At 34.8% G+C, this 25,575-nt stretch carries 15 protein-coding genes; 13 read left to right on the top strand and 2 right to left on the bottom strand.

The window, feature by feature from the left end; translation table 11 throughout:
* Positions 1-35: 35 nt before the first annotated feature.
* From ACSVH2_RS12105 to proC, 7 genes are all read left to right on the top strand, one after another.
* Complete coding sequence (locus ACSVH2_RS12105; protein ID WP_438093432.1) at positions 36-2,051, top strand: amino acid ABC transporter substrate-binding protein; 2,016 nt, start codon at positions 36-38, stop codon at positions 2,049-2,051.
* The gene (locus ACSVH2_RS12110; protein WP_438093433.1) at positions 2,051-2,461 is read left to right on the top strand and encodes an OsmC family protein; all 411 of its coding nucleotides are present in this window, start codon (positions 2,051-2,053) and stop codon (positions 2,459-2,461) included. Before ACSVH2_RS12105 ends, ACSVH2_RS12110 begins: the two co-directional genes overlap by 1 nt.
* 8 nt (positions 2,462-2,469) lie before the next feature.
* A complete protein-coding gene (locus tag ACSVH2_RS12115) occupies positions 2,470-2,856 on the top strand; it encodes a hypothetical protein (RefSeq protein ID WP_438093434.1) in 387 nt (128 codons plus the stop codon).
* A 2-nt stretch (positions 2,857-2,858) separates the two neighbouring features.
* Positions 2,859-3,086, top strand: a complete 228-nt coding sequence (locus tag ACSVH2_RS12120) for a DUF3820 family protein (protein WP_438093435.1) — start codon at positions 2,859-2,861, stop codon at positions 3,084-3,086.
* A 134-nt stretch (positions 3,087-3,220) separates the two neighbouring features.
* Positions 3,221-4,831 carry a CTP synthase gene (locus ACSVH2_RS12125; RefSeq protein WP_438093436.1) on the top strand — a complete coding sequence of 537 codons (1,611 nt, stop codon included), beginning with the start codon at positions 3,221-3,223 and terminating at the stop codon, positions 4,829-4,831.
* A gap of 36 nt (positions 4,832-4,867) precedes the next feature.
* Positions 4,868-6,760: a membrane protein insertase YidC gene (gene yidC, locus ACSVH2_RS12130; RefSeq protein ID WP_438093437.1), complete on the top strand. Its 1,893-nt coding sequence runs from the start codon at positions 4,868-4,870 to the stop codon at positions 6,758-6,760.
* Positions 6,761-6,835: 75 nt separating this feature from the next.
* Positions 6,836-7,636 (top strand): pyrroline-5-carboxylate reductase, encoded by an 801-nt coding sequence (proC, locus tag ACSVH2_RS12135; protein WP_438093438.1) that lies wholly within the window; start codon positions 6,836-6,838, stop codon positions 7,634-7,636.
* A 51-nt stretch (positions 7,637-7,687) separates the two neighbouring features.
* On the opposite strand, the gene ACSVH2_RS12140 is transcribed toward proC, so the two are convergent.
* Both ACSVH2_RS12140 and ACSVH2_RS12145 read right to left on the bottom strand, forming a co-directional pair.
* Positions 7,688-8,665, bottom strand: a complete 978-nt coding sequence (locus ACSVH2_RS12140) for a fasciclin domain-containing protein (RefSeq protein WP_438093439.1) — start codon at positions 8,663-8,665, stop codon at positions 7,688-7,690.
* Between the two features lie 516 nt (positions 8,666-9,181).
* Positions 9,182-9,706 (bottom strand): fasciclin domain-containing protein, encoded by a 525-nt coding sequence (locus ACSVH2_RS12145; protein WP_438093440.1) that lies wholly within the window; start codon positions 9,704-9,706, stop codon positions 9,182-9,184.
* A 203-nt stretch (positions 9,707-9,909) separates the two neighbouring features.
* Here ACSVH2_RS12145 and ACSVH2_RS12150 point away from each other — a divergent pair, with 203 nt between their 5' ends.
* The 6 genes from ACSVH2_RS12150 (at position 9,910) to ACSVH2_RS12175 (ending at position 25,569) form a co-directional block, all read left to right on the top strand.
* Entirely contained in the window at positions 9,910-10,611 is a 702-nt protein-coding gene (locus tag ACSVH2_RS12150; protein WP_438093441.1) for a toxin-antitoxin system YwqK family antitoxin, read from the top strand.
* Between the two features lie 41 nt (positions 10,612-10,652).
* The gene (mnmA, locus tag ACSVH2_RS12155) at positions 10,653-11,840 is read left to right on the top strand and encodes a tRNA 2-thiouridine(34) synthase MnmA (RefSeq protein WP_438093442.1); all 1,188 of its coding nucleotides are present in this window, start codon (positions 10,653-10,655) and stop codon (positions 11,838-11,840) included.
* Positions 11,841-11,866: 26 nt separating this feature from the next.
* Positions 11,867-13,489, top strand: coding sequence for a S8 family serine peptidase (locus ACSVH2_RS12160; RefSeq protein ID WP_438093443.1), 1,623 nt, complete (start codon positions 11,867-11,869; stop codon positions 13,487-13,489).
* 23 nt (positions 13,490-13,512) lie between these two features.
* Positions 13,513-14,457, top strand: coding sequence for an NAD(P)H-dependent flavin oxidoreductase (locus tag ACSVH2_RS12165; protein WP_438093444.1), 945 nt, complete (start codon positions 13,513-13,515; stop codon positions 14,455-14,457).
* A 386-nt stretch (positions 14,458-14,843) separates the two neighbouring features.
* On the top strand, positions 14,844-24,599 hold the full coding sequence (locus tag ACSVH2_RS12170) for a gliding motility-associated C-terminal domain-containing protein (protein WP_438093445.1): 9,756 nt from the start codon (positions 14,844-14,846) through the stop codon (positions 24,597-24,599).
* A gap of 19 nt (positions 24,600-24,618) precedes the next feature.
* Entirely contained in the window at positions 24,619-25,569 is a 951-nt protein-coding gene (locus tag ACSVH2_RS12175) for a PorP/SprF family type IX secretion system membrane protein (protein ID WP_438093446.1), read from the top strand.
* Positions 25,570-25,575: the final 6 nt, after the last annotated feature.

The raw sequence follows: 25,575 nt of genomic DNA on the forward strand, positions 1-25,575 counted from the left end.
TTGTTAACTTTATACGTTAAATAAATAGTAACTACATGAAAAATCGTATTCTTTATTCAATATTGCTTACCGTTTTTTCTTTTGCCTTTTCTGTTTCGGCAAAGCAAGAGAAATATATTAAGCATACTGTTTCTAGTGGAGAAACAGTTAATAGTATTGCTCAAAAATATAGAGTAACACCTTATGATATTTTCAAATTAAACCCTGATTCTCAAAACGGAATTCAGTTGAATAGCGTGTTACTAATTCCACCATCAACAGCAGAAGTTACTTCAAATGCCCCAAAACAAACTACTCCAAAATCAAATCCAACCACTCATTTGGTGCAACCCAAAGAAACTTTGTTCAGTCTTTCAAGACAATACGGAGTAACTGTTGATGCACTAAAAGAAGCCAATGCTGATTTGCTAAAAGATGGTTTAAAGATTGGTCAAACAATAAAGATTCCTTCTGCTACTGCAAGTCAAGAGACTTATGAGAAACCTCCTTTAGAAAAACCAGTTCCTGCACCAAAAGAGATACCGAAAGTAGTGGTGAAAAGTGAACCAAAAGCTGAAACACCAAAAGGAAATACTACTTATCACATCATTGAGCCAAAGGAAACCAAGTATGGTATCTCCAAAAAATATGGTATGACCATTCAAGAATTGGAGCGATTAAATCCTCAAATTGCAAATGATTTCCCTGTAGGTTTAAAACTTGTAGTATCGGGAAATGCTCCATCAACTAGCGAAACAGTCAATCCAGCTGTAGTAAAACCAGCAACAGAAAGTACTAAGAAATACTTGCAAGAATATGTAGTTAAACCTAAAGAAACTATTGCAAGTATTGCCAATGATTTTGGTATAACGGAAGCGGAATTAATTCAATTGAATCCAGAACTTAAAAAAGGAATTAAACTAGGAATGATATTGCGTGTACCCATGGTACAAAAAGCCAATGTCCCCAAAAAGGAACAAGGAAATTTATTGAAAAGTTTAAACACAAATGCGAGGAAACAACTCGCATTACTTTTGCCGTTTAATATCACTAAAATAGAAAGTGACACGGTTAATTCTACTCAAGCAAGATTAAAGAAAGATAAGTTTCTGAATTTGACATTGGATTTTTATTCGGGTGCTTTGATGGCCATCGATTCTGCACGAGTGCTAGGAATGAAAGTTGATATTAAAATTTTGGATTCTCAAGAAACAAAGAATTCTTCCAATGTGGCTAACTTGGTTCAACAGAATAATTTGTCAGCTATGGATGTAATTATTGGACCGTTTTATCAATCCAATGTAGAAAAATTAGCAGAAATACTTGAGCCAACTAAAACACCAGTTATTTCTCCTTTATCAAAAGAAATCGGGAAAAAGTATTCTAATTTATACCAATCTATGCCTTCAATAGAACTTTTGCGTAGCTCTATATTTGATTATATAAGAAGCAAAGGTGGAAATATTATTGCCGTTGTAGATTCGAAAAAAGGAAGTATTAAACAATATATTCAAGAAAATCATAAAGATACAAAGCTTGTTGGGTTAAGCATAAAAAACTCTTTTGTAGCTGATAGTTTGAAAGTTCATTTGTTGAAAGATAAAATGAATTATGTCATTATAGCTTCAGAAAGTACAGGTATGATTTTGTCTACAACTTCTACAATGCTGGCTTTTCAAAAGGAGTATCAAGTTCAGATGGTGATTATGGAACCAAATGAAACATTAGATTTTGAAGAAATTTCATTGACTCGGTTGACTAAACTCAAATTATTATATCCATCGCTCTCTAGACCAAATGAAACCGAAGAAGCGAATCAATTTGACCGAAAGTATAAAAAAATCAATAAAATTATGCCAAGTGAATATGCCATACGTGGCTTTGATATTACCTTCGATACGTTGCTTCGTTTGTCACAAGAAAAAACATTTGAAGAAACAATTCAAACGGCTTCAACAAATCAAATAGAAAATAAATTTGATTATGTGCAAAATGCAACCTATGGTTATTCAAATCATGGAATTTATATTCTCTATTACGACACCGATTTAACGATAAAAGAAGCATTATAATGGCAACATCAAAAGTAACTTACCTTGGCGATTTAAGAACTTCTTCTATTCATTTGCAATCGGGAAGTGAGATTATTTCGGATGCGCCTCTGGATAATAATGGTAAAGGAGAAGCGTTTTCTCCAACGGATACTGTGGCTAATGGTTTGGCCAGTTGCATGTTTACCGTAATGGGAATTAAGGCAAGAGAAATGAATGTAGATTTCTCAGGTTCCACAGCCGAAGTTACTAAAGTTATGGCAGCAGAACCAAGACGTATTTCTGAAATTCATGTGACTTTTAATATGAATTTGGAAGCCGACGAAAAAACCAAAACCATTTTGGAACGAACTGCGTTGACTTGCCCAGTTCACTTTAGCTTGCATCCCGATATTAAAAGAGAAATTTTTTTTAATTGGAACACTAAATAAATTTTATAATGTTAAAAAATTCTCTTGTTATTCTTTTAATTTTATTTTTTAATTTATCATTTGCACAATCTAATTCTGAATGTGGCATATTAAAAAATTGCAAACTAAAATATTTAGATTCGGATGATAAAACTTCTTACATAGAAATAAAATACAATTATCATATCGAATATCATAGAAATGGCAAATATTATATTAAATCTGAATTAAATTGGATTAATGATTGTGAATATGATATGAAAATGACCGAAATTACCCTTCCTGATTTTCCATTTAAAAGTGGAGAAGTTATGAATGTAAAGATTATTAAGATTGAGGGTAAAATTGCATATATAATTTCAACAGTAAGAGGGAAATCTTTTGAAGGTAGGTTCGAAATTATTGAAATTTTATAAATTTGAACGACCAACAACAACTTCTGATAAAACTAGCACACACCAAAATGCCTTTCGGTAAATATGAAGGCTATTATCTCATAGATTTGCCCGAATACTATGTAGTATGGTACAGCAATAAAGGTTTTCCAAAAGGACAACTCGGTGAGCAATTGCAATTGGTTTACGAACTCAAATTAAACGGATTGGAAGAATTAGTCCGCAACATTAAAAAGCAATACCCAAAATAAGGTTTCAATCTAGTGCGCAATCATAAAACAATGATTCTATTTTGAAATTGCTACATTTTCACATTGACACATTGACTAATTAATTGTACTTTTGCCTCGTTTTTTACAACAACACAACTACAACAAACAGCACAATGAATCAAACGAAATACATTTTTGTTACTGGCGGTGTGACCTCTTCCTTAGGGAAAGGAATTATCGCTGCATCTTTAGCAAAATTATTACAAGCAAGAGGTTATCGAACTACTATCCAAAAATTTGATCCTTACATCAATGTTGACCCAGGAACGTTGAATCCTTATGAACACGGCGAATGTTATGTTACTGATGATGGTGCTGAAACCGATTTGGATTTAGGTCATTACGAACGTTTCTTGAATGTTCCCACTTCACAAGCCAATAATGTTACCACAGGAAGAGTGTATCTTTCTGTAATTGAAAAGGAAAGAAGAGGCGAATTTTTAGGAAAAACAGTTCAAGTTGTTCCTCATATCACCAACGAAATTAAAGAACGTATGCAATTGCTCGGTAAATCGGGTGATTTTGATATTGTTATTACAGAAATTGGTGGAACTGTTGGAGATATTGAATCTTTGCCTTATATCGAGTCTGTTCGTCAGTTAGTATGGGAATTAGGAGAAGGAAACGGAATAGTGATTCATTTAACGTTGGTTCCTTATCTTGCTGCTGCTGGAGAATTAAAAACAAAACCCACACAGCATTCTGTAAAAACTTTGATGGAAAGCGGAATCAAAGCGGATATTCTAGTTTGTAGAACCGAACATGAAATTTCGGATGAATTGCGTCAAAAATTAGCATTGTTTTGCAACGTAAAACGCGAAGCAGTAATACAATCTATTGATGCGTCAACTATCTATGAAGTGCCCAACTTGATGTTGGAAGAAGGATTGGATATTGTGGCACTGAAAAAATTAAATCTACCAAAGAAAGCCGCACCCGATTTAAAAAATTGGAATACTTTTCTGCATCGATTAAAACATCCGAAACATACGGTAAATGTTGGTTTGGTTGGGAAATATGTGGAATTGCAGGATTCTTATAAATCTATTTTAGAATCATTTATTCATGCTGGTGCTGCTAATCAAACCAAAGTAAATATCATTAGCATTCATTCTGAATATTTAGATGAAACCAATGCTGCCGAACAATTACAAGATTTAGATGGAATTCTTGTGGCGCCAGGTTTTGGTGGACGTGGAATTGAAGGTAAAATTGAAACCGTTCGTTATGCTCGTGAAAATAATATTCCATTTTTCGGAATTTGTTTAGGAATGCAAATGGCGGTTATTGAATATTCCAGAAACGTGTTAGGATTAAAAGATGCGAATTCTACAGAGATGAATGAACAAACGCCTCATCCGGTAATTTCTATAATGGAAGAGCAAAAAAATATTACCGATAAAGGTGGAACCATGCGTCTTGGTGCTTGGAAATGCGATATCAAAGCTGGAACATTGGCACATCAAATTTACGGCAAAACACAAATTCAAGAGCGTCATCGTCATCGTTATGAATATAATAATGAATACAGAAAACAATTGGAAGATGCTGGTTTAATAGCTTCAGGAGTTAATCCAGATACTGGTTTAGTCGAAATTATAGAACTTCAAAATCACCCATTTTTTATAGGAGTACAATACCATCCCGAATATAAAAGTACTGTTGCAAATCCGCACCCAATTTTTGTTAGCTTTGTGGCCGCAATGGTAAAACATAAAAAATAATATTAATTAAAGATACTGAACCAAGTTCAGCAGCATATGGAACAAAAGAAATTTGATTTAAATTCGATAATAGGTTTTGCTTTAATCTTTGTGATTATACTTTGGATGATGTATAATAACCGAGAAAGTGAGGTTAAAGAACAAACAAAGGCAACAACAGAAAAAGCGGTTGAAGCCAAAGTAAAACAAGAAGCGACAAAAGATGTTGCCAAGACCATTACGGACACTACAGTTGCGGATTCGGTTAAAATTCAAAAACTTCAAGGAGCTTTAGGAAGTTTTGCGTATTCGGCTACTTTGCCTTCGGCGAAAAATGATTTTACAATTATTGAAAACGAACTTGTAAAGTTGAAAATCGCTAATAAAGGAGGTTTCATTACCGAAGCTACTTTAAAAAATTATAAAAGATTTGATAAAAAATCAAAGGAGTTAGTGGAGTTGATAAAAAACAACAACGCTAATTTCAATTTGCAATTGCAAACCAAAGACAATAGAGTATTGAATACCAAAGATTTGTTTTTTGAACCAACAGTGTCAAAAGTTGGAGAAAATCAAATAGTATCCATGAAATTGAAAGCAGGTGAAAATTCATTTTTGGAATACAAGTATGTGTTAAAACCAAATGAATATATGCTTGACTTTGATGTGCGTTCACAAGGTTTGAATTCGGTTTTAAATAATTCAGAAACGGCAGATTTGCAATGGGATTTGAAAACCTATCGAAACGAAAAAAGTATTTCTTATGAAAATCGTTATGCCGAAATTTATTTTGAAAATGAGGGTAAAGTTGATTATGCAGGATTAGGAAAACAAGAAGATGAAATTCTTGAAAAAGCAACGTTCATTGCCTATAAGCAACACTTTTTTAGTTCAATTCTTTTGTCACAAACACCTATTGAAAATGTAAAATTGAGTTCTACGAACTTGGTAAATGATGAGAAGATAGACACAGTTTTTACCAAAAACTTCAAATCAACAATGCCATTAGCCTTCAAAAATGGAGAGTTGGATTATAAAATGAATTGGTATTTTGGACCAACCGATTATAGAGTATTAAACAAGTACAACAAAAATATAGAAGACATTGTTCCGTTAGGTTGGGGTATTTTCGGATGGATTAATAAATTTATTTTCGTTCCGCTTTTTGGGTTTTTAAGTACTTTCATGGGATTAGGAATAGCCATTATTATCTTTACTATTTTGATAAAAATTGCCATGTCGCCTATTACTTTCAAGTCTTTCTTGTCACAAGCCAAGATGAAAGTCTTACGACCAGAAATTATGGAAATTGGGGAAAAGTTTGCTAAAGATCCAATGAAAAAACAACAAGAAACAATGAAGTTGTATAACAAAGCAGGAGTAAATCCTATGGCGGGATGTATTCCTGCATTGATACAAATTCCGTTTATGTATGCTTCCTTTCAGTTCTTTCCATCAGCTATTGAGTTAAGACAAAAAGGATTTCTTTGGGCGGAAGACTTATCTTCTTTTGACGAAATATACAAATTGCCATTTCACATTCCAGTATATGGTGATCACATTAGTTTATTTCCAATATTAGCTTCGATAGCCATTTTCTTTTACATGAAAATGACTTCTGGAGATCAAATGATGGCACAACCACAGCAAGAAGGAATGCCAGATATGGGGAAAATTATGAAAATAATGATTTATCTTTCTCCTATCATGATGTTGTTGTTTTTTAATAATTATGGTTCTGGATTGAGTTTGTATAACTTTATTTCCAATTTGATTACTATTGGAATTATGATTGTAATTAAGCGTTATTTTATTGACAGTGATAAAATTCATGCCCAAATTCAAGAGAATAAAACAAAACCTAAAACCGAAAGTAAGTTCCAAAAGAAAATGAGAGAAATGATGGAACAAGCCGAAGCCCAAAAGCAAATTCAAAATAAAAAGAAATAAGATTTCGCTTTACAATATACTACGCTGCTTAAAAATATTATATATCTTTAAGCAGCGTTTTTTATTCTTAACATTATGAAAGTACTTATTGTTGGTTACGGAAACATGGGTAAAACCTATGCAAATAGTTTTATTAGTTCGAGATTTATTAAGCCTGAGGATATTCATGTGCTAGTAAGAAATAATACCCTTGCAGCAATTGAAAGCGGTATTCCCGAAATGAATATTTCAACGAAAGCTTCGGATAACATTGGAGAATTCGACATTGTAATTTTAGCGGTTAAACCTCAAGATTTTGCTGTTTTAGCACAATCAATAAAACCTTTTTTAAGAGACAGCCAAATTATATTTTCAGTAATGGCGGGAATTACGTTGTCAAAATTAGCAACCCAACTTTCCTGTTCAAAAATTGTGCGTTCCATGCCTAATATTCCAACCCAAATAGGAATGGGAATGACCGTTTTTACTGCATCTGCAAATGTAGATAGAAAGGAACTCTTTATTATTCAAAATTTAATTAATACTACTGGTAAATCGGTTTATGTAGAAAACGAAAAATTGATTGATGCTGCAACGGCTATTTCTGGTAGTGGTCCAGCTTATGTTTTTTACTTCATGCAATCCATGATAAATGCAGCTGTTGAATTAGGGTTCAATGAATCGGAAGCTGAGTTATTGGTTAATCAAACTTTTATGGGTTCAGTCGCTATTCAAAACAGTTATTCGTTGTCTAACAATGAATGGATTAAAAAGGTAGCTTCAAAAGGCGGTACAACGGAAAGAGCTTTGCAAGTCTTTGAAAAGGGAAGTTTAGAGAAAACAATTATAGAGGCTGTAAAAGCAGCGAATGATAGAGCACTTGAATTAGGTTCATAAAAAAAGCGCAACTATTAAAGTTGCGCTTCTCTTTTTCATAACAATTTAAAATTACAGTACAGGTTGTAAAACTCTGTTTACACCGTGTATTACTCCATTAGAGCATTGAATATCTGCTCTAAATACTCTTGAAAGATTACTAGCTGTATCTCTAATATCTACATTTCCACCACCCAATATAACTGTAGTGTTTTGAACTGGACTTGTAATCATAGGAACTACTTGATTGTTTTGTAGTTGGTTTGAACGAACATTACCAGCTGCTGTTACGTGATATTGCAATACTTTTGTTACTTGTGCGTCGGTAGCGCCATTTGCAAAACCGCCAGTTCCTAATGCAGTTGTAAATGCGGTATTATTTGGAGCAAAAAGAGTTACTGGTGCAGCTGCTGTAACTCCTAACAAAGTATTTAATACTGCACTTTGAGCAGGACTAGTTACTACAGTTTGTAATGTTTCGAAATCTGGGTTAGCAACTACATGATTTACTAATGTTGGGATAGCAATTACATTCCCAACTACATGAATAACACCATTACTAGCATCAATGTCAGCTGTGGTTACAGTTGAACCAGAGTTTGCAGCACCACCATTTATAATAACTGAGCTACCAGATAATTGTATAAACATACTGATGGTTGGTGCATTGGCCGATGAATTGATTGGTGACAATGTTGAAGCATAACCAGTTTGAATGTCCATACTTTTAATTTCATCTCCTATAACGTGGTTTAGTAAAATGTTTGTTAGTGCACTAACAGGTACATCATTTATAGTTGGATAAGGTGTTGTAGCTAAAAAAGCTGTGAAAGCAGCATTGGTTGGGGCAAAAACGGTGTATTGTCCTGGCGCATCTAATACTGCGTCTAAACCAGTGCGTTCTAGTGCATCAACTAGAATAGAAAAGTCTTGATTTCCAGCAGCGATATCTACAATAGTAGGTTGTGCTGTGTTGTTGTCGTCATCATTACAAGAGAAAACCGAAATACATATTGCAACTAATGCAATTTTTTTAAATAATTTTTTCATAATTTTTTTGTTTAATTGTTCTCTACAAACTTATAAAATATTGTCTAACAAAAAATCAAAAATATTAAACAAAACTAATATTTAAATAAAATTTAACAATTTTGTTTAATTGTTAAAATAAAAATAAATAACTGAATATTAATGTATTAAAGGCTTTAATGCGGTGTTTTTCTTTTTTGAAAACAGAATAAGTTAAACAAAATGATGAAATAAATCTATATTTTTTTAACTTTTTATTTTGAATTAAATGGTCAAATGGTATTAATTATTAAATGTAATTTTTAAAAATGAATTGTGAAATAAAAGGTATTATCATTTCATGTTCTTATTTTATAATATTAAAGCCATACAATTTTAAGTTTTAAAACTCAATTTAAAACTAGTTTAAGTTTAATCATAAAATAATTTAATTTGTAGAATGCTAAATTTCATAACGTGAAATTCTATTTTTTATTTTTTACAAAAAAAAAGGGCTGACTTTTAAAGTCAACCCTTTAGGATAATTTAATTTTCTATTTAGCTACCTAAATTTGGTAACAAAACTGTGTCAATTCTGTGGATAATTCCATTTGAACATTTAATATCTCTAGCAATAACTGTTGCGTCAGATGTAATAGTATTTCCGTCAGTAATAGTAACTTCGTCTGCTGTAGTGTCAATATTTACTGTGATATCTTGACCAAGTAATGTAGTAGCAGTAGCTCCATCAGTTAAATCAGTAGAAAGTACTCTAGAATCTAAAACATGATATTTAAGAACATCAGCTAAAAGTACTGGGTCAACATCAGCTAAACTTGTTGCACCAAGTGCAGATAATAAACTTGAAAATGCAGCATTATCTGGAACAAATACTGTATAATCACCTTGTGCGTCAAAAGTTTCAGTTAATCCTGTAATTTCTAAAGCTTCAACAAAAGTGCTCAATTCAGGAGTAGCTTTTGCAATCTCTGCAATCGAAACTGATTTTAAATTTTTCTCTTCGTAGTCTGTTGAACAAGAAAAAGCTACAAAGGCTAAAGCAATTAGCGTAATTTTTTTCATAAAATTTTTCATATGGTTTAGTTTAATTTTTCCAAAAATAAAAAATATTTCATAAAGTATCTAATAAAATATGAAAAAAAATATTTTTTGATAATCTGTATTCTCCAATAGCAAAATTTGCTTTTAGTTAAATACTATTTAAATGCATTTTTCGTTATGGGTATTAGCATTACATTTGTTTTGTGATTTTTAATTATTTTTTTATGAAATATTTGATTGTTTTGTTATTCACCTCATTTTCATTATTAGCCCAAGATTTTAATAAATTTGATTCTGATGGTAAGAAGCATGGTTTGTGGAAAGGGTTTTATGAAGAGTCAAAGAGACAGCGCTACGAAGGAACTTTTGATCATGGCAAAGAAATAGGCTTATTTAAGTTTTTTGACGACACAAAAGCTGGGACAATAATTGCTACTAGAGATTTTAATAAAACAGATAACTCTTGCTATACTATATTCTATAATCAAAATAAAAACAAAGTAAGCGAAGGAAAAGTTGTCAATAAACAATTTGAAGGAGAATGGAAATTTTATCATGAAGATTCTCCTGCTATTATGACGACAGAACACTATAAAATCGGAAAGTTAACAGGTGTACGAAAAGTATTTTACAAAAGTGGAAAGATTGCAGAAGAAACAACTTATAAAGATGGGATTAAAAACGGCGGCTATAAAAAGTATGCAGAAAACGATGTCGTTCTTGAAGAAACTATCTATGTAAATGGAGAGTATGACGGATTAGCAATTTTTCGAAATCCAGATAATCAAATTACAGGACAAGGAAATTTTAAAAACGGGAAGAAAGTTGGGATGTGGAAACTGCTCGAAAAAGGAAAGTTGATTAATGTTAATATGGACAAACAAGGTAAGAAATTCCAAAAAAGAGTTAAACCGCTAGAAGAATAATAATTAATCAAGTAATTTTACAGCAAAATTTTTGCTATAAAATGAAACGAGTTGTAGTTGGACTTTCTGGTGGAGTTGATTCTAGTGTTGCTGCCTATTTGTTAAAGGAACAAGGCTATGAAGTGATTGGACTTTTTATGAAAAATTGGCACGACGACTCGGTAACAATTTCTAACGAATGTCCTTGGCTTGAAGATAGTAACGACGCACTTCTTGTTGCTGAAAAATTGGGAATTCCATTTCAAACCGTTGATTTAAGCGAACAATACAAAGAAAAAATCGTTGACTATATGTTCAGCGAATATGAAAAAGGACGAACTCCCAATCCTGATGTATTATGCAATCGCGAAATTAAGTTTGATGTTTTTATGAAAATTGCTTTAAGTCTTGGTGCAGATTATGTGGCAACAGGTCATTATTGTAGAAAAGGGGAAATTGAAATCGATGGAAAACCAGTTTATCAACTCTTGGCTGGAAAAGACAGTAACAAAGATCAATCCTATTTTCTTTGCCAATTATCACAAGAACAATTAGCTAAATCATTATTTCCAATTGGAGAATTAACCAAGCCAGAAGTTAGAGAAATAGCTTTGCAAATGGACTTGGTGACTGCAGAAAAGAAAGACTCACAAGGGTTATGTTTTATAGGTAAAGTTCGATTGCCCGAATTTTTACAACAACAATTGCAGCCTAAAGAAGGATTGATTTATGAAGTAGGCTCAAACAATTCAATATATAAAGTAGAGCAGCCAATATTTAAAACTTTAGAAGAAAAATTGGCTTATGAGTCAAGAGGCATCACTTATTTACCAGAACACGGTAAAATTGTTGGCAAACACCAAGGTGCACACTATTTCACTATTGGACAACGAAAAGGGTTGAATGTTGGTGGAACTAAAGAGGCACTTTTTATTATTGCCACTGATGTAAAATCGAATGTTATTTATACGGGTCAAGGAGTAAATCATCCTGGATTATTTAAAAAAACATTGAAAGTAACTAATGATGAACTTCATTGGATAAGGGAAGATTTAGCATTGAAAAATGGAGAAAGCATGCAGGTTATGGCTCGTATTCGCTATCGTCAAGCATTACAAAAAGCCACTTTGTATCAATTTGAAAGTGGATTATATGTTTCTTTTGAAGAACCACAATCTGCCATCACAGCGGGACAATTTGTAGCTTGGAATATTGGAGATGAATTAGTTGGTTCAGGAGTAATTTCATAAATTAGCGCATTACAAAATGTAAAATTATGAGAAAGCTTTATTTTATTCTGTTTTTCCACTTAAGTTTTTCTGGATTTTCTCAAGAAGATGCATGGGTTTATTTTAAGGATAAGCCAAATTCTCAATATTATTTTGACAATCCATTACAAATGCTTTCGCAGCGTTCTTTAGATAGAAGAGTTAATCAAAATATTGCTTTGGATATAAAAGACATTCCAATTCATCAGCCTTATGTAAATCAAATTAGTGCTTCTACAGGAATAATTGTGAAAGCAAAATCGAAATGGTTGAATGCAGTTCATGTTCGTGGTGCTGTCATTGATATTCAAAATTTGACTTCACTTTCCTTTGTAGATTACGTCCAATTTGCAGATAGAACTTTAAATGTTTCAGGCAAAATAAAAAGAAACTCTAGTTCTAAATCAATAAAGAGAATCAACAAAAATCTTGACGTAACAACCACTTTTGCTTATGGTAATTCTGGGAATCAAGTTCAAATGCTAAATGCTCACTTATTACATCAGTCTAATTATACTGGTACAGGAAAAATTATTGCGGTTTTAGACTCGGGATTTTCAGAAGTTGATGTCATATTTCCTTTTGAAAGAATGTTAAATAATGGATTGTATTTAGGTGGATATAATTTTGTGGCGCGAAATACAGATGTCTTTTCTACACACAACCATGGTACGATGACATTGTCTTGTATGGCTGGCTATGTTGAGGGAGAATTAGTAGGTACTGCTCCTGACTCTCAGTATTATTTATTTATTACCGAAGATATTTTAGAAGAAAATCCTGTTGAAGAAAGTTACTGGGTAGAAGGCGCCGAAGAAGCTGATAGGTTAGGTGTTGATGTTATTTCTACTTCATTGGGTTATTTTGAATATGATAATCCCAATTACAGTTACACTTATTCTGATATGACAGGAAATACATCTTTTGCTTCTCGAGGTGCCAACATTGCTTTTTCTAAAGGAATGATTGTAGTGGCAAGTGCAGGAAATTCTGGAAATTCATCAGAACCACATATTGGAGTTCCTGCAGAAGCTACAAACGTACTTGCGGTAGGCGCAGTAAAATTTGATGAGACATACGCAACTTTTAGTTCTATTGGGCCAAGCTTTGATGGAAGAGTTAAACCCGATGTAATGGCAAAAGGACAAAGTGCAACAGTATCAAACACAAGTGGAAGCATTGTTACTGCCAGCGGAACTTCATTTGCCTGTCCAATTTTGGCTGGCGCTGTTACAAGTCTTTGGCAGGCAATTCCTTGGGCCACTAATCAACAAATTGTAGATTTTGTAAAACAATCAGCAGACAGATTTTCAAATCCAACCAATCAATTTGGATATGGAATTCCAGATTTTCAATTGGCTTTAAATATGGCTCAACTTTCCATAAATTCAAATTCAAAAGGAAAGTTTATGGTTTATCCAAATCCTACAAATGATTATTTTTATGTCTCTTTTCCTAATGGTATTGAGAATGCTGAAATCACACTGTATAATAGTATAGGGCAAAAAGTTTTCGAAAAGGAATTGAATTCAAGTAATTTAATTTCCATGGAAAATTTAACTTCTGGAATATACTTTTATAAGATAGAGAGTAATTCACTGATACAGTCAGGAAAAATAATTAAAAATTAAATCTAAAATTCAATTCAGCCTACATGAATAAAATCACCCAACTTTTTAAGATTAAATATCCCATTATTCAAGGAGGAATGATTTGGAATAGTGGTTATATGTTAGCCAGTGCTGTAAGTAATTCTGGAGGTTTAGGATTAATCGGTGCAGGTTCAATGTATCCAGCTGTTTTGAGAGAACACATTCAAAAATGCAAGTTAGCCACTGATAAACCTTTTGGCGTTAATGTTCCCATGTTGTATCCCAATATTGAGGAAATCATCAATATAATAGTTGAGGAAGAAGTAAAAATAGTTTTTACTTCGGCTGGAAATCCTAAGACTTGGACGAGCTATTTAAAAGAAAGAGGGATTACTGTTGTTCACGTGGTAAGTAGTTCAAAGTTTGCTTTGAAAGCGCAAGAAGCTGGAGTAGATGCAATTGTAGCCGAAGGATTTGAAGCTGGTGGACATAATGGAAGAGAGGAAACAACGACTTTTACCTTAATTCCTATGGTGAAAGAACAAATACAAATTCCGCTTATTGCTGCAGGCGGAATTGCTACTGGCAGAGGAATGTTGGCAGCGATGGTTCTTGGAGCCGATGGAGTTCAAATGGGATCACGCTTTGCAGCATCCTTTGAAAGTTCTTCACATGATAATTTTAAAAAAACCATAATTAATACAAATGAAGGTGATACTCAGTTAACCTTAAAAGAATTAGCACCAGTTCGATTAATTAAGAATAAATTTTACAATGACCTGCAAGAATTGTATGCCAAATGTCCATCGACAGAAGAATTGAAAACACTCTTAGGTCGAGCAAGAGCTAAACGGGGAATGTTCGAAGGAGATTTAGAGGAAGGTGAATTAGAAATCGGACAAATTGCTGGATTAATTCATGAAATTAAATCAGTAAAGGAAATCATTGACGAGGTGATTTCGGAATTTGAAATGGTAAAACAAGAATTTTATAAAAGTATTTTTTAATTCATTTTATTTTGCATTTTGATGTTAATAGGTTTGTGTTTAAGGGCAAACTTATTAACATTTTTTTTATTTTCTAACCATACTAAAAAGTATTAATAACTTTAATTTTCCATTAATTTATTTTGTAATTAATTTAATATCATTTAGTTGTGTAAAATTTATAATGCACACAGGATGTTAATAATGTTTATTATTTTGTTTATAACAATTTAATAAGTCAAAATACATCCTAAAAATTATAAGTAATATAGTAGTGATAATTTCACTTGACCTATTTCAACGAATTTATAATTGTTTTGAAAGATTTTAGGTTAATGCTTAATTGTTTTCTTAGATGAAGAGGGGCGATGTTTTGTGGAATTAAATTAAAATAAATTAAACTGCTTATGAGAATAACTACTCTTGCCAAAAAATATTTTTTTTGTTGTGTATTAATGTTGGCACTAATAGGGCAGAATAGTATTGTTTATTCTCAATGTCCTACAGTATCAAATTCCGCACAGTCTTTTTGTGATACACAATCACCAACAATTGGGAGTTTAGTTGCAATTGATAATGGTGGAGGAATAAGATGGTATGCAAATGCTACAGGTGGAAGTGCTTTATTGAACTCGGTAAGTCTAGTTAATGGAGAAGATTATTTTGCTGATGATACCACAGGGAATTGTGGTTCTAGACAAAGAGTAGTTGTAACAATTTTTTCAGCGCCAACTGGTGCAAACTTTCAAGGTGTTTGTGTGACTAATTTGAACTTAGCAACTCCGCTTAATCCTCAGTTCGTTATATCTGGTAATAACTTGAAGTGGTATACTGTTCCTACAGGTGGTACTCCTATACCAAATACTACAATACTGAATGATAACACTATTTATTATATTAGTCAAACGAATCCCGGTACAGGTTGTGAAACATCAAGATTTACTTTATTCGTAAATGTCGGACTTGTTCCTACGCCAACAGGTAGTGCAGTTCAAGAATTTTGTAACAATACAGGAAACCCACCAACTGTAGCCGACTTAGTTGCATCGGGTAATAATAATTGGTATTTAACCTCTTCTTTTGGTATTCCGTTAGATCCTTCTATACCTTTAGTAAATGGACAATTTTATTATGCTACTACAGTTGATCCACCATGTGAGAGTAGTACTAGATTAGAAGTTTTAGTTAATATATACGAACCAAATGATGCTGGATTAGATGGTAATAGAGGAATTTGTATAAATCAAATTTCATCAACAGCTCCATTTGATTTGTTTGGTTTGTTAGGTGGATCGCCAGATAACACAGGAGTTTGGTCAGGTCCAATTCCAACAACAAATGGTTCTCAAGGTACATTAAATGTTTCCAGTATGACTTTGGCAGGAAGTCCATATGTATTTACATATACGGTTTCTTCAGCTTTATGTGCCACTGATACATCTACTGTAACCATTACAATTCTCCCATTACCGACTGTGATTTTATCGGTAAGTCCAACAACAATTTGTTCAGGAACTTCTGCCACAGTAACTTTTACTGGTACACCAAATGCAACTGTTACCTATAATATTAATGGTGGTTCAAACCAGACAATACTATTAAATAGCTCAGGAATTGCAACACTATCAAACACTTATATAGCTAATACGACAATTAATATCGTAAGTATAGAAAGTACAACTATACCTAGTTGCACAAATCCCCAAACAAGTAATGTAACTATCACAGTAATACCTTTGCCAACTGCTACGGTGAGTTTCAGTCCTGCAACAATTTGTGCTAATACAAGTTCAACGCTAACTTTTACTGGAACACCAAATGCCACGCTAACTTTTAACTTAGATGGAGGTGCAAATCAAACTATAACATTCGATTCGACAGGTATAGAAACATTAGTGGGAACGTATACTGTAAATACAACAGTAACTTTAGTAAGCATAACCACTGCAGGCAATCCAACTTGCACTAGGTTATTAGGAACTACAGTAACATTAACTGTAATTGACCCAACAGCTACAGCGAGTTTTAATCCAGCAACGATTTGTACTAACACAAGTTCCACTTTAACCTTTACAGGAACACCAAATGCTACAGTAACTTATTCAATAAACGGTGGAGCAAACCAAACCATAACCTTAAACGCTTCTGGCACAGCGACATTAGCAGGAACGTATACAGTAAACACCACAGTAACTTTAGTAAGTGTAACTACTGCAGGCACTCCAAGTTGTACCAAAGCATTAGGCACTACAGTAACATTAACAGTAATTGACCCAACAGCTACAGCGAGTTTCAATCCAGCAACAATTTGTGCTAATACAAGTTCCACATTAACATTTACAGGAACACCAAATGCTACGGTTACTTATTCTGTCAATGGTGGAGCAAACCAAACAATCACCTTAAACGCATCAGGTTCAGCCACATTAGTAGGAACGTATACAGTAAACACGACAGTAACTTTAGTAAGTGTAACCACTGCAGGCAATCCAAGTTGTACCAAATTATTAGGCACTACAGTAACTTTAACAGTAATTGACCCAACTGCCACAGCAGCTTTCAATCCAGTAACGATTTGTGCTAACACAAGTTCCACGTTAACTTTCACAGGAACACCAAATGCTACAGTAACTTATTCAATAAACGGTGGAGCAAACCAAACCATAAACTTAAACGCATCTGGTACAGCGACATTAGCAGGAACGTATACAGTAAACACCACAGTAACTTTAGTAAGTGTAACCACCGCAGATAATCCAAGTTGTACTAAATTATTAGGAACCACAGTTGCATTAACAGTAATTGACCCAACGGCAACAGCAGCTTTCAATCCAGTAACGATTTGTGCTAACACAAGTTCCACGTTAACTTTCACAGGAACACCAAATGCTACAGTAACTTATTCAATAAACGGTGGAGCAAACCAAACCATAACCTTAAACGCATCTGGCACAGCGACATTAGTAGGAACGTATACAGTAAACACGACAGTATCTTTAGTAAGTGTAACCACTGCAGGTAATCCAAGTTGTACCAAATTATTAGGAACTACCGTTACTCTTACCATTCTTGACCCAACGACTACAGCGAGTTTCAGTCCAGCAACGATTTGTGCCAACACAAGTTCCACATTAACCTTTACCGGTACGCCAAATGCCACAGTAACTTATTCCATCAATGGTGGAGCAAACCAAACTATCACCTTAAACGCATCTGGGACAGCAACATTAGTTGGAACGTATACAGTAAACACGACAGTAACTTTAGTAAGTGTGACCACCGCAGGTAATCCAAGTTGTACTAAATTATTTGGCACTACCGTTACTCTTACCATTCTTGACCCGACGGCTACAGCGAGTTTCAATCCTGCAACGATTTGTGCTAACACAAGTTCCACGCTAACCTTTACGGGAACGCCAAATGCTACAGTAACTTATTCCATCAATGGCGGAGCAAACCAAACTATCATCTTAAATGCATCAGGTACAGCCACATTAGCAGGAACGTATATAGTAAACACGACAGTAACTTTAGTAAGTATAACCACTGCAGGCAATCCAAGTTGTACCAAAGCATTAGGAACTACAGTAACATTAACAGTAATTGACCCAACGGCTACAGCGAGTTTCAATCCTGCAACGATTTGTGCTAACACAAGTTCCACATTAACCTTTACCGGCACACCAAATGCCACAGTAACTTATTCCATCAATGGTGGAGCAAACCAAACCATAACCTTAAACGCGTCTGGCACAGCGACATTAGCAGGAACGTATACTGTAAACACTACAGTAACTTTAGTAAGCATAACTACTGCAGGCACTCCAAGTTGTACCAAAGTGCTAGATACTACAGTTAATCTTACCATTCTTGACCCGACGGCTACAGCGAGTTTCAATCCAGCAACGATTTGTGCTAACACAAGTTCTACTTTAACCTTTACTGGAACCCCAAATGCCACAGTAACTTATACCATCAATGGTGGAGCAAACCAAACCATCACCTTAAACGCATCTGGGACAGCAACATTAGCAGGAACGTATGCGGTAAACACGACAGTAACTTTAGTAAGCATAACTACTGCAGGTAATCCAAGTTGTACCAAAGTATTAAGTACTACCGTTATCCTTACGGTAATTGATCCAACAGCTACAGCGAGTTTTAATCCAGCAACGATTTGTGCTGACACAAGTTCCACTTTAACCTTTACAGGAACACCAAATGCTACAGTAACTTATTCAATAAACGGTGGAGCAAACCAAACCATAACCTTAAACGCTTCTGGCACAGCGACATTAGTAGGAACGTATACAGTAAACACCACAGTAACTTTAGTAAGTGTAACTACTGCAGGCACTCCAAGTTGTACCAAATTATTAGGCACTACAGTAACATTAACCGTAATTGACCCAACTGCCACAGCAGCTTTCAATCCAGTAACGATTTGTGCTAACGCAAGTTCCACGTTAACTTTTACAGGAACGCCAAATGCTACAGTAACTTATTCCATCAATGGTGGGGCAAACCAAACTATCACCTTAAACGCATCTGGTACAGCCACATTAGTAGGAACGTATACTGTAAACACTACAGTAACTTTAGTAAGTATAACCACTGCAGGCAATCCAAGTTGTACCAAAGCATTAGGCACTACCATTACCCTTACGATTCTTGACCCGACGGCTACAGCGAGTTTCAATCCTGCAACGATTTGTACTAATACAAGTTCCACGTTAACATTTACAGGAACACCAAATGCTACGGTTACTTATTCTATCAATGGTGGAGCAAACCAAACCATAAACTTAAACGCATCTGGTACAGCGACATTAGCAGGAACGTATACAGTAAACACCACAGTAACTTTAGTAAGTGTAACCACTGCAGGCACTCCAAGTTGTACCAAAGCATTAGACACTACAGTAATATTAACAATAATTGACCCAACGGCAACAGCTAGTTTCAATCCTGCAACAATTTGCGCCAATACAAGTTCCACACTAACTTTTACGGGAACGCCAAATGCCACAGTGACTTTTAACTTAGATGGAGGTGCAGAACAAACCATAACATTCGATTCAACGGGAATAGAAAGCTTAGTTGGCACTTTTGCTGCAAATACTACAGTAACTTTAGTAAGCATAACTACTGCAGGTAATCCAAGTTGTACCAAAGTATTAGGCACTACAGTAACATTAACAGTAATTGACCCAACGGCTACGGCTAGTTTCAATCCAGCAACAATTTGTGCTAACACAAGTTCCACATTGACTTTTACCGGAACGCCAAATGCCACAGTGACTTTTAACTTAGATGGAGGTGCAGAACAAACAATAACATTTGACTCAACGGGAATAGAAAACTTAGTTGGCACTTTTGCTGCAAATACTACAGTAACTTTAGTAAGCATAACTACTGCAGGCACTCCAAGTTGTACCAAAGCATTAGGAACTACAGTTACTCTTACTGTTCTTGACCCAACAGCTACGGCTAGTTTCAATCTAGCAACAATTTGTGCGAATACAAGTTCCACATTGACTTTTACCGGAACGCCAAATGCCACAGTGACTTTTAACTTAGATGGAGGTGCAGATCAAACGATAACATTTGATTCAACGGGAATAGAAACTTTAGTTGGTACTTTTGCTGCGAATACTACCGTAACTTTAGTAAGCATAACTACTGCAGGCACTCCAAGTTGTACCAAAGTATTAGGAACTACAGTTACTCTTACTGTTCTTGACCCAACAGCTACGGCTAGTTTCAATCCAGCCACAATTTGTGCTAACACAAGTTCCACATTGACTTTTACCGGAACGCCAAATGCCACAGTGACTTTTAACTTAGATGGAGGTGCAGAACAAACCATAACATTCGATTCAACGGGAATAGAAAGCTTAGTTGGCACTTTTGCTGCAAATACTACAGTAACCTTAGTAAGCATAACTACTGCGGGCAATCCAAGTTGTACCAAAGCATTAGGAACTACAGTAACATTAACAGTAATTGAACCAACGGCTACGGCTAGTTTCAATCCAGCAACAATTTGTGCCAATACAAGTTCAACTCTAACTTTTACTGGTACACCGAATGCTACAGTAACTTATTCCATCAATGGTGGTGCTAACCAAACGATACTATTAGATTCAAGTGGCTCGGCAACACTGTCAAATACTTATATAGCTGATACTACTATCGATATTCTGAGTGTAGCCACTTCGGGTTCGCCAAGTTGTATCAATACTCAAACAAGTAGTGTGACGTTAACAGTCATTCAGCCACCAGTCGCAGGGACAGACTCAAATCTTAATGTTTGTGTTTTAAGTCCATCTGTTGATTTGTTTTCATTATTAGGACCAAACGCTCAAGCTGGAGGAACATGGTCGCCACCGTTAGCCAGTGGTACAGGAATTTTTAATCCAGCAGTTGATGTTTCAGGAACATATACCTATACAATTGCAGGTACAGCTCCATGTTTATCTTCTTCAGCATCAGTTCAAGTTATATTAAATCCAGTTCCAGATGCTGGAAATGACAATACATTAAATATATGTTCTAATCAAAATGCTGTAGACTTATTTGCTTCATTGTTAGGTACACCTCAAACTGGTGGTACATGGTCTCCAGCTTTAGCAAGTGGAACAGGTTTGTTTAATCCTTCAGTTGATGTTTCAGGAGTATATACTTATACAGTAACTGGAATTGCACCTTGTATAAATGATACTGCAACAATTACGGTTACAGTTATTCCTGGACCAGAAGCAGGAACCGATAATTCAATTACACTTTGTACTAATAGTCCAAGCCAAGATTTATTTTTATTGTTAGGACCAAATGCTCAACCTGGTGGAGTTTGGTCTCCAGCTTTAGCAAGTGGAACAGGCGTCTTTAATCCAGCTGTTGATTTACAGGGAAGTTATACTTATTCGCTAACAGGATCACAACCTTGTGATAACGATTCTGCTGTAGTTTCTGTGGTGGTAAATCCAATTCCTAATGCAGGAAATGATAGTGCATTAACATTATGTTCCAATAGTCCTTCACAAGATTTATTTTTATTATTAGGTCCAAATGCACAAACAGGTGGTACATGGTCACCAGCATTATCAAGTGGAACAGGAGTTTTTGACCCTTCAATAGATATTGCCCAAACCTATACTTATACAATCGGTGGTGGTTTGTGTTCAACAGCTACAGCTGAGGTAGTTGTTTCTATAACTTCAGCACCAAGTTCGGGTGGTATAGGTCAAACTTTGGATACGTGTTCAAATATAATAGCATTAGACTTGTTTACAGGCTTAGACGGAAGTCAAGGTATCGGAACTTGGAATGATAATAATGCAACGGGTGCTTTGACGGGTTCAATTTTCAATCCTTCGGCAGTTGGTGTAGGAACGTATCAATTTACATATACTGTCATTGGAACTTCACCATGTACGAATGCTACTTCGACGGTTACAGTAATTGTAAATTCTTTGCCAAATGCAGGAAACAATAATTCTTTATCGTTATGTTCGAATGACTCTTCTCAAGATTTATTTTTATTATTAGGTCCAAATGCAGAAACAGGGGGAACTTGGTCACCTGCACTAGCTAGTGGTTCTGGTTTATTTAATCCTGCAGTTGATACTTCAAATACTTATACTTATACTGTAACTTCAGCTACTTGTGGTTCTGTTTCGGCTACCGTAAATGTTTCAGTAATTCCAGCGCCAAATGCTGGAGGAATTGGACAAACTTTAAATACGTGTTCAAATATAACAGCATTAGATTTGGCAACTGGATTAGATGGTACGCAAGGTATTGGAACTTGGAATGATAACAATGCAACTGGTGCTTTGACAGGTTCAATTTTCAATCCATCTGCAGTTGGAGTTGGAACGTATCAATTTACATACACAGTAATAGGAACTTCACCATGTGCAAATGCTACTTCAACGGTAACAGTAATTGTAAATTCTTTGCCAAATGCAGGAAACAACAGTACTTTAACATTATGTTCGAATGACACTTCTCAAGATTTGTTTTTATTATTAGGTCCAAATGCAGAAACAGGGGGAACTTGGTCACCTGCACTAGCTAGTGGTTCTGGTTTATTTAATCCTGCAGTTGATACTTCAAATACTTATACTTATACCGTAACTTCAGCTACTTGTGGTTCCGTTTCGGCTACTGTAAATGTTTCAGTAATTCCAGCTCCAAATGCTGGAGGAATTGGACAAACTTTGAATACGTGTTCAAATACAACTTCATTAGATTTGGCAACTGGATTAGATGGTACGCAAGGTATCGGAACTTGGAATGATAATAATGCAACTGGCGCTTTATCAGGTTCAATTTTCAATCCATCAACTGTTGGAGTAGGAACTTATCAATTTACATACACAGTTATAGGAACTTCACCATGTGCTAATGCCACTTCAACGGTTACAGTAATTGTGAATTCTTTGCCAAATGCTGGAACATTTTCTGGAATAGTTTCTATTTGTCCATCAACGGGAGTTTTAGATTTGAATTCTTTATTGAATGGAGAAGATGCTAATGGGGTTTGGACAGATAGCAGCTCTACGGTAGTTACTTCTCCATTAACAATTATCAGTTTTGCACCAGCAACCTACAGTTATACTTACACAGTTACAAATTCTTGTGGAACAGATACAGAGGTTGTTCAATTTACAATTTTACCAAATCCACAGTTAACTTCGATTAATGTTTCAACATCTCCAGCTTGTATTGGTTCATCTGCAGTTGTTAATTTAAATGGAATGGCTGATGGCGTTTATACTTTGAATTATGATTTATCAGGTAGTAACACATTAGCAGGTCAATCAGTAACCGTAACTATCGCTGCTGGAATTGGAAGTTTTACAGTTCCAAGTGCTTCGCTTCCTAATGTTGGAACAACAGTTATTTCTTTTACTAATATTATTAATACAGTAAGTAATTGTGCTAATACAATTGTAAATGTTGCCAAACAAATAATAGTTAGACCACTTGCTGATATTGATGCTACGAATTTAAGTGTTCCATCCGTTTGTTTCGGAAATAATATACTTGTCAATATTACAAACGCTACCAATCTTCCTGATGGTGTTTATCAATTTAATTATTCCATACCTGGTGCAACACCTACGACAGGAAATTCAGGAGATGTTACCATAACAGCAGGTGTTGGACAGTTTTCAATTCCTTCTTCTGTGTTTACTACTGCAGGAAATTATACGTTAACAGTTATTGGAATTATAGCAACAACTGGTTGTACCAATTCAAATGAAAATGCAACCGTTAATTTCACTATTAATCCGATTCCAAGTACAACAGGAGCCACAGTTTCAGCACAGGATACTTGTCCTAATTCTGATAGTAATGTTACCATAGCCGGAATTAGTAATTTACCTGATGGAACTTATTCATTAACATACTTGTTGTCAGGTGCAAATTCAGGAACGGCGACTATTTCGGTAACGTTTACAAACGGCGGAACAACATTTACTATTCCTGGCGTTAGCATAGTAAATAATGGACAAACAACAATTCAAATCACTGCCCTAACTTCTACAAGCAATACTTGTGGAATAACTGGAGCAGGTGCACTTACAGGTAATTTCAATGTCGTATCAGACCCAGCGCCAGTGTTGAATGATAGAGGAAATCTTTTCTGCGGAACCAATGTTCCTGCACCAACTATTGCCGACTTATCAGCAAATATTGTTGGAACTCCGAATGTAATTTGGTACGATGCATTAACAGGAGGAACAGCATACAATCCATCTGATTTATTAATCAATGGAACAACATATTATGCAGCTGTAGTTTCTGCTAATGGTTGTGAAAGCCTTCGTCTTGCTGTTACTGTTGATTTAACTGTGTGTGATATATTTATTCCAGATGGATTTTCTCCTAACAATGATGGAATTAACGACACATTCGAAATACCAAACTTGGCACTATTATATCCAAATTTCAAATTAGAAATCTATAACCGTTATGGAAGTTTAATTTATACAGGAAATAAAAACAAACCAAATTGGGATGGAACAGCTACCGCAGGTGGAGTTACTTTAGGTAACAATTTATTACCTACAGGAGTTTATTTCTATATTCTGTATTTCAATGATGGAACAAGAAAAGACGTTCAAGGTAGAGTATATCTAAATAGATAAAGCAGAAATGGGTACATTTATGAAACATAAAATAAAATATTTTTCAGCAATACTTCTTGTATTCTGCTCTTTCTTGTTGCATGCTCAACAAGATCCGCAGTTCACACATTATATGTATAATATGAGTGTTATTAATCCTGCATATGCTACTGAAACTCCAGATATTATTAATATGGGTGGTTTTTATAGAGCACAATGGGTTGGGGTAACAGGAGCACCAACTACGCAGTCCTTTTTTGCCCACAAACCCTTATCCAAAAAAGTAGAAATGGGAATTTCATTCGTTCATGATGAGATTGGAGATGTGGTGAATGAAAATAACATTTATGTTGATTTTGCTTATGTATTACAACTTTCCGAAGAGACACGATTATCATTTGGAGTAAAAGGTGGTGTTACACTTTTTGATACCAATTTTAACGGATTCCAATATACTGATCCATTACCCGATCCTGCATTTCAAAATAATTTAAGTCAAGTTTTTCCAAACATTGGAGCAGGAACTTATTTGTTTGGTCCCAATTATTATGTTGGTTTCTCTGCGCCAAATTTATTAACGACTAAGCACATTGAAAATACTAACGGAATTACAACAACAGGTGTAGAGGCAGTTCATTTTTTCCTAACAAGTGGTTATGTTTTTACCATTAATGGAAATGATAATTTAAAAGTCAAACCTGCTTTTATGGCCAAAGGAGTTTCTGGAGCGCCAATTTCGTTAGATGTAACCGCCAATGTTTTATTTAACAACAAATTCGAAGCAGGTATTGGATACAGAATTGGAGATTCAGTGAGTGGTTTGGCTAGTTTATATGTGACACCATCACTGAGAATAGGATATGCCTATGATTACACACTCACCAACCTAAGAAATTTTAACACGGGTTCGCATGAGTTATTTATTTTGTTCGATTTAGATTTAGGTCGACTTTCTGGAAAAGGGTATGATAAATCACCACGATTCTTTTAAAATGGA

Origin of the sequence: Flavobacterium sp. RSB2_4_14, from assembly GCF_051547085.1 — a bacterium.
Lineage (GTDB): Bacteria > Bacteroidota > Bacteroidia > Flavobacteriales > Flavobacteriaceae > Flavobacterium.

Excerpts from the sequence above, each read along its gene's own strand:
- ACSVH2_RS12125 (WP_438093436.1), top strand. The coding sequence starts at position 3,221 with ATGAATCAAACGAAATACATTTTTGTTACTGGCGGTGTGACCTCTTCC.
- proC (WP_438093438.1), top strand. The coding sequence starts at position 6,836 with ATGAAAGTACTTATTGTTGGTTACGGAAACATGGGTAAAACCTATGCA.
- ACSVH2_RS12145 (WP_438093440.1), bottom strand. The coding sequence starts at position 9,706 with ATGAAAAAAATTACGCTAATTGCTTTAGCCTTTGTAGCTTTTTCTTGT.
- yidC (WP_438093437.1), top strand. The coding sequence starts at position 4,868 with ATGGAACAAAAGAAATTTGATTTAAATTCGATAATAGGTTTTGCTTTA.
- ACSVH2_RS12150 (WP_438093441.1), top strand. The coding sequence starts at position 9,910 with ATGAAATATTTGATTGTTTTGTTATTCACCTCATTTTCATTATTAGCC.
- mnmA (WP_438093442.1), top strand. The coding sequence starts at position 10,653 with ATGAAACGAGTTGTAGTTGGACTTTCTGGTGGAGTTGATTCTAGTGTT.
- ACSVH2_RS12140 (WP_438093439.1), bottom strand. The coding sequence starts at position 8,665 with ATGAAAAAATTATTTAAAAAAATTGCATTAGTTGCAATATGTATTTCG.
- ACSVH2_RS12175 (WP_438093446.1), top strand. The coding sequence starts at position 24,619 with ATGAAACATAAAATAAAATATTTTTCAGCAATACTTCTTGTATTCTGC.
- ACSVH2_RS12110 (WP_438093433.1), top strand. The coding sequence starts at position 2,051 with ATGGCAACATCAAAAGTAACTTACCTTGGCGATTTAAGAACTTCTTCT.
- ACSVH2_RS12160 (WP_438093443.1), top strand. The coding sequence starts at position 11,867 with ATGAGAAAGCTTTATTTTATTCTGTTTTTCCACTTAAGTTTTTCTGGA.
- ACSVH2_RS12170 (WP_438093445.1), top strand. The coding sequence starts at position 14,844 with ATGAGAATAACTACTCTTGCCAAAAAATATTTTTTTTGTTGTGTATTA.
- ACSVH2_RS12105 (WP_438093432.1), top strand. The coding sequence starts at position 36 with ATGAAAAATCGTATTCTTTATTCAATATTGCTTACCGTTTTTTCTTTT.
- ACSVH2_RS12115 (WP_438093434.1), top strand. The coding sequence starts at position 2,470 with ATGTTAAAAAATTCTCTTGTTATTCTTTTAATTTTATTTTTTAATTTA.
- ACSVH2_RS12165 (WP_438093444.1), top strand. The coding sequence starts at position 13,513 with ATGAATAAAATCACCCAACTTTTTAAGATTAAATATCCCATTATTCAA.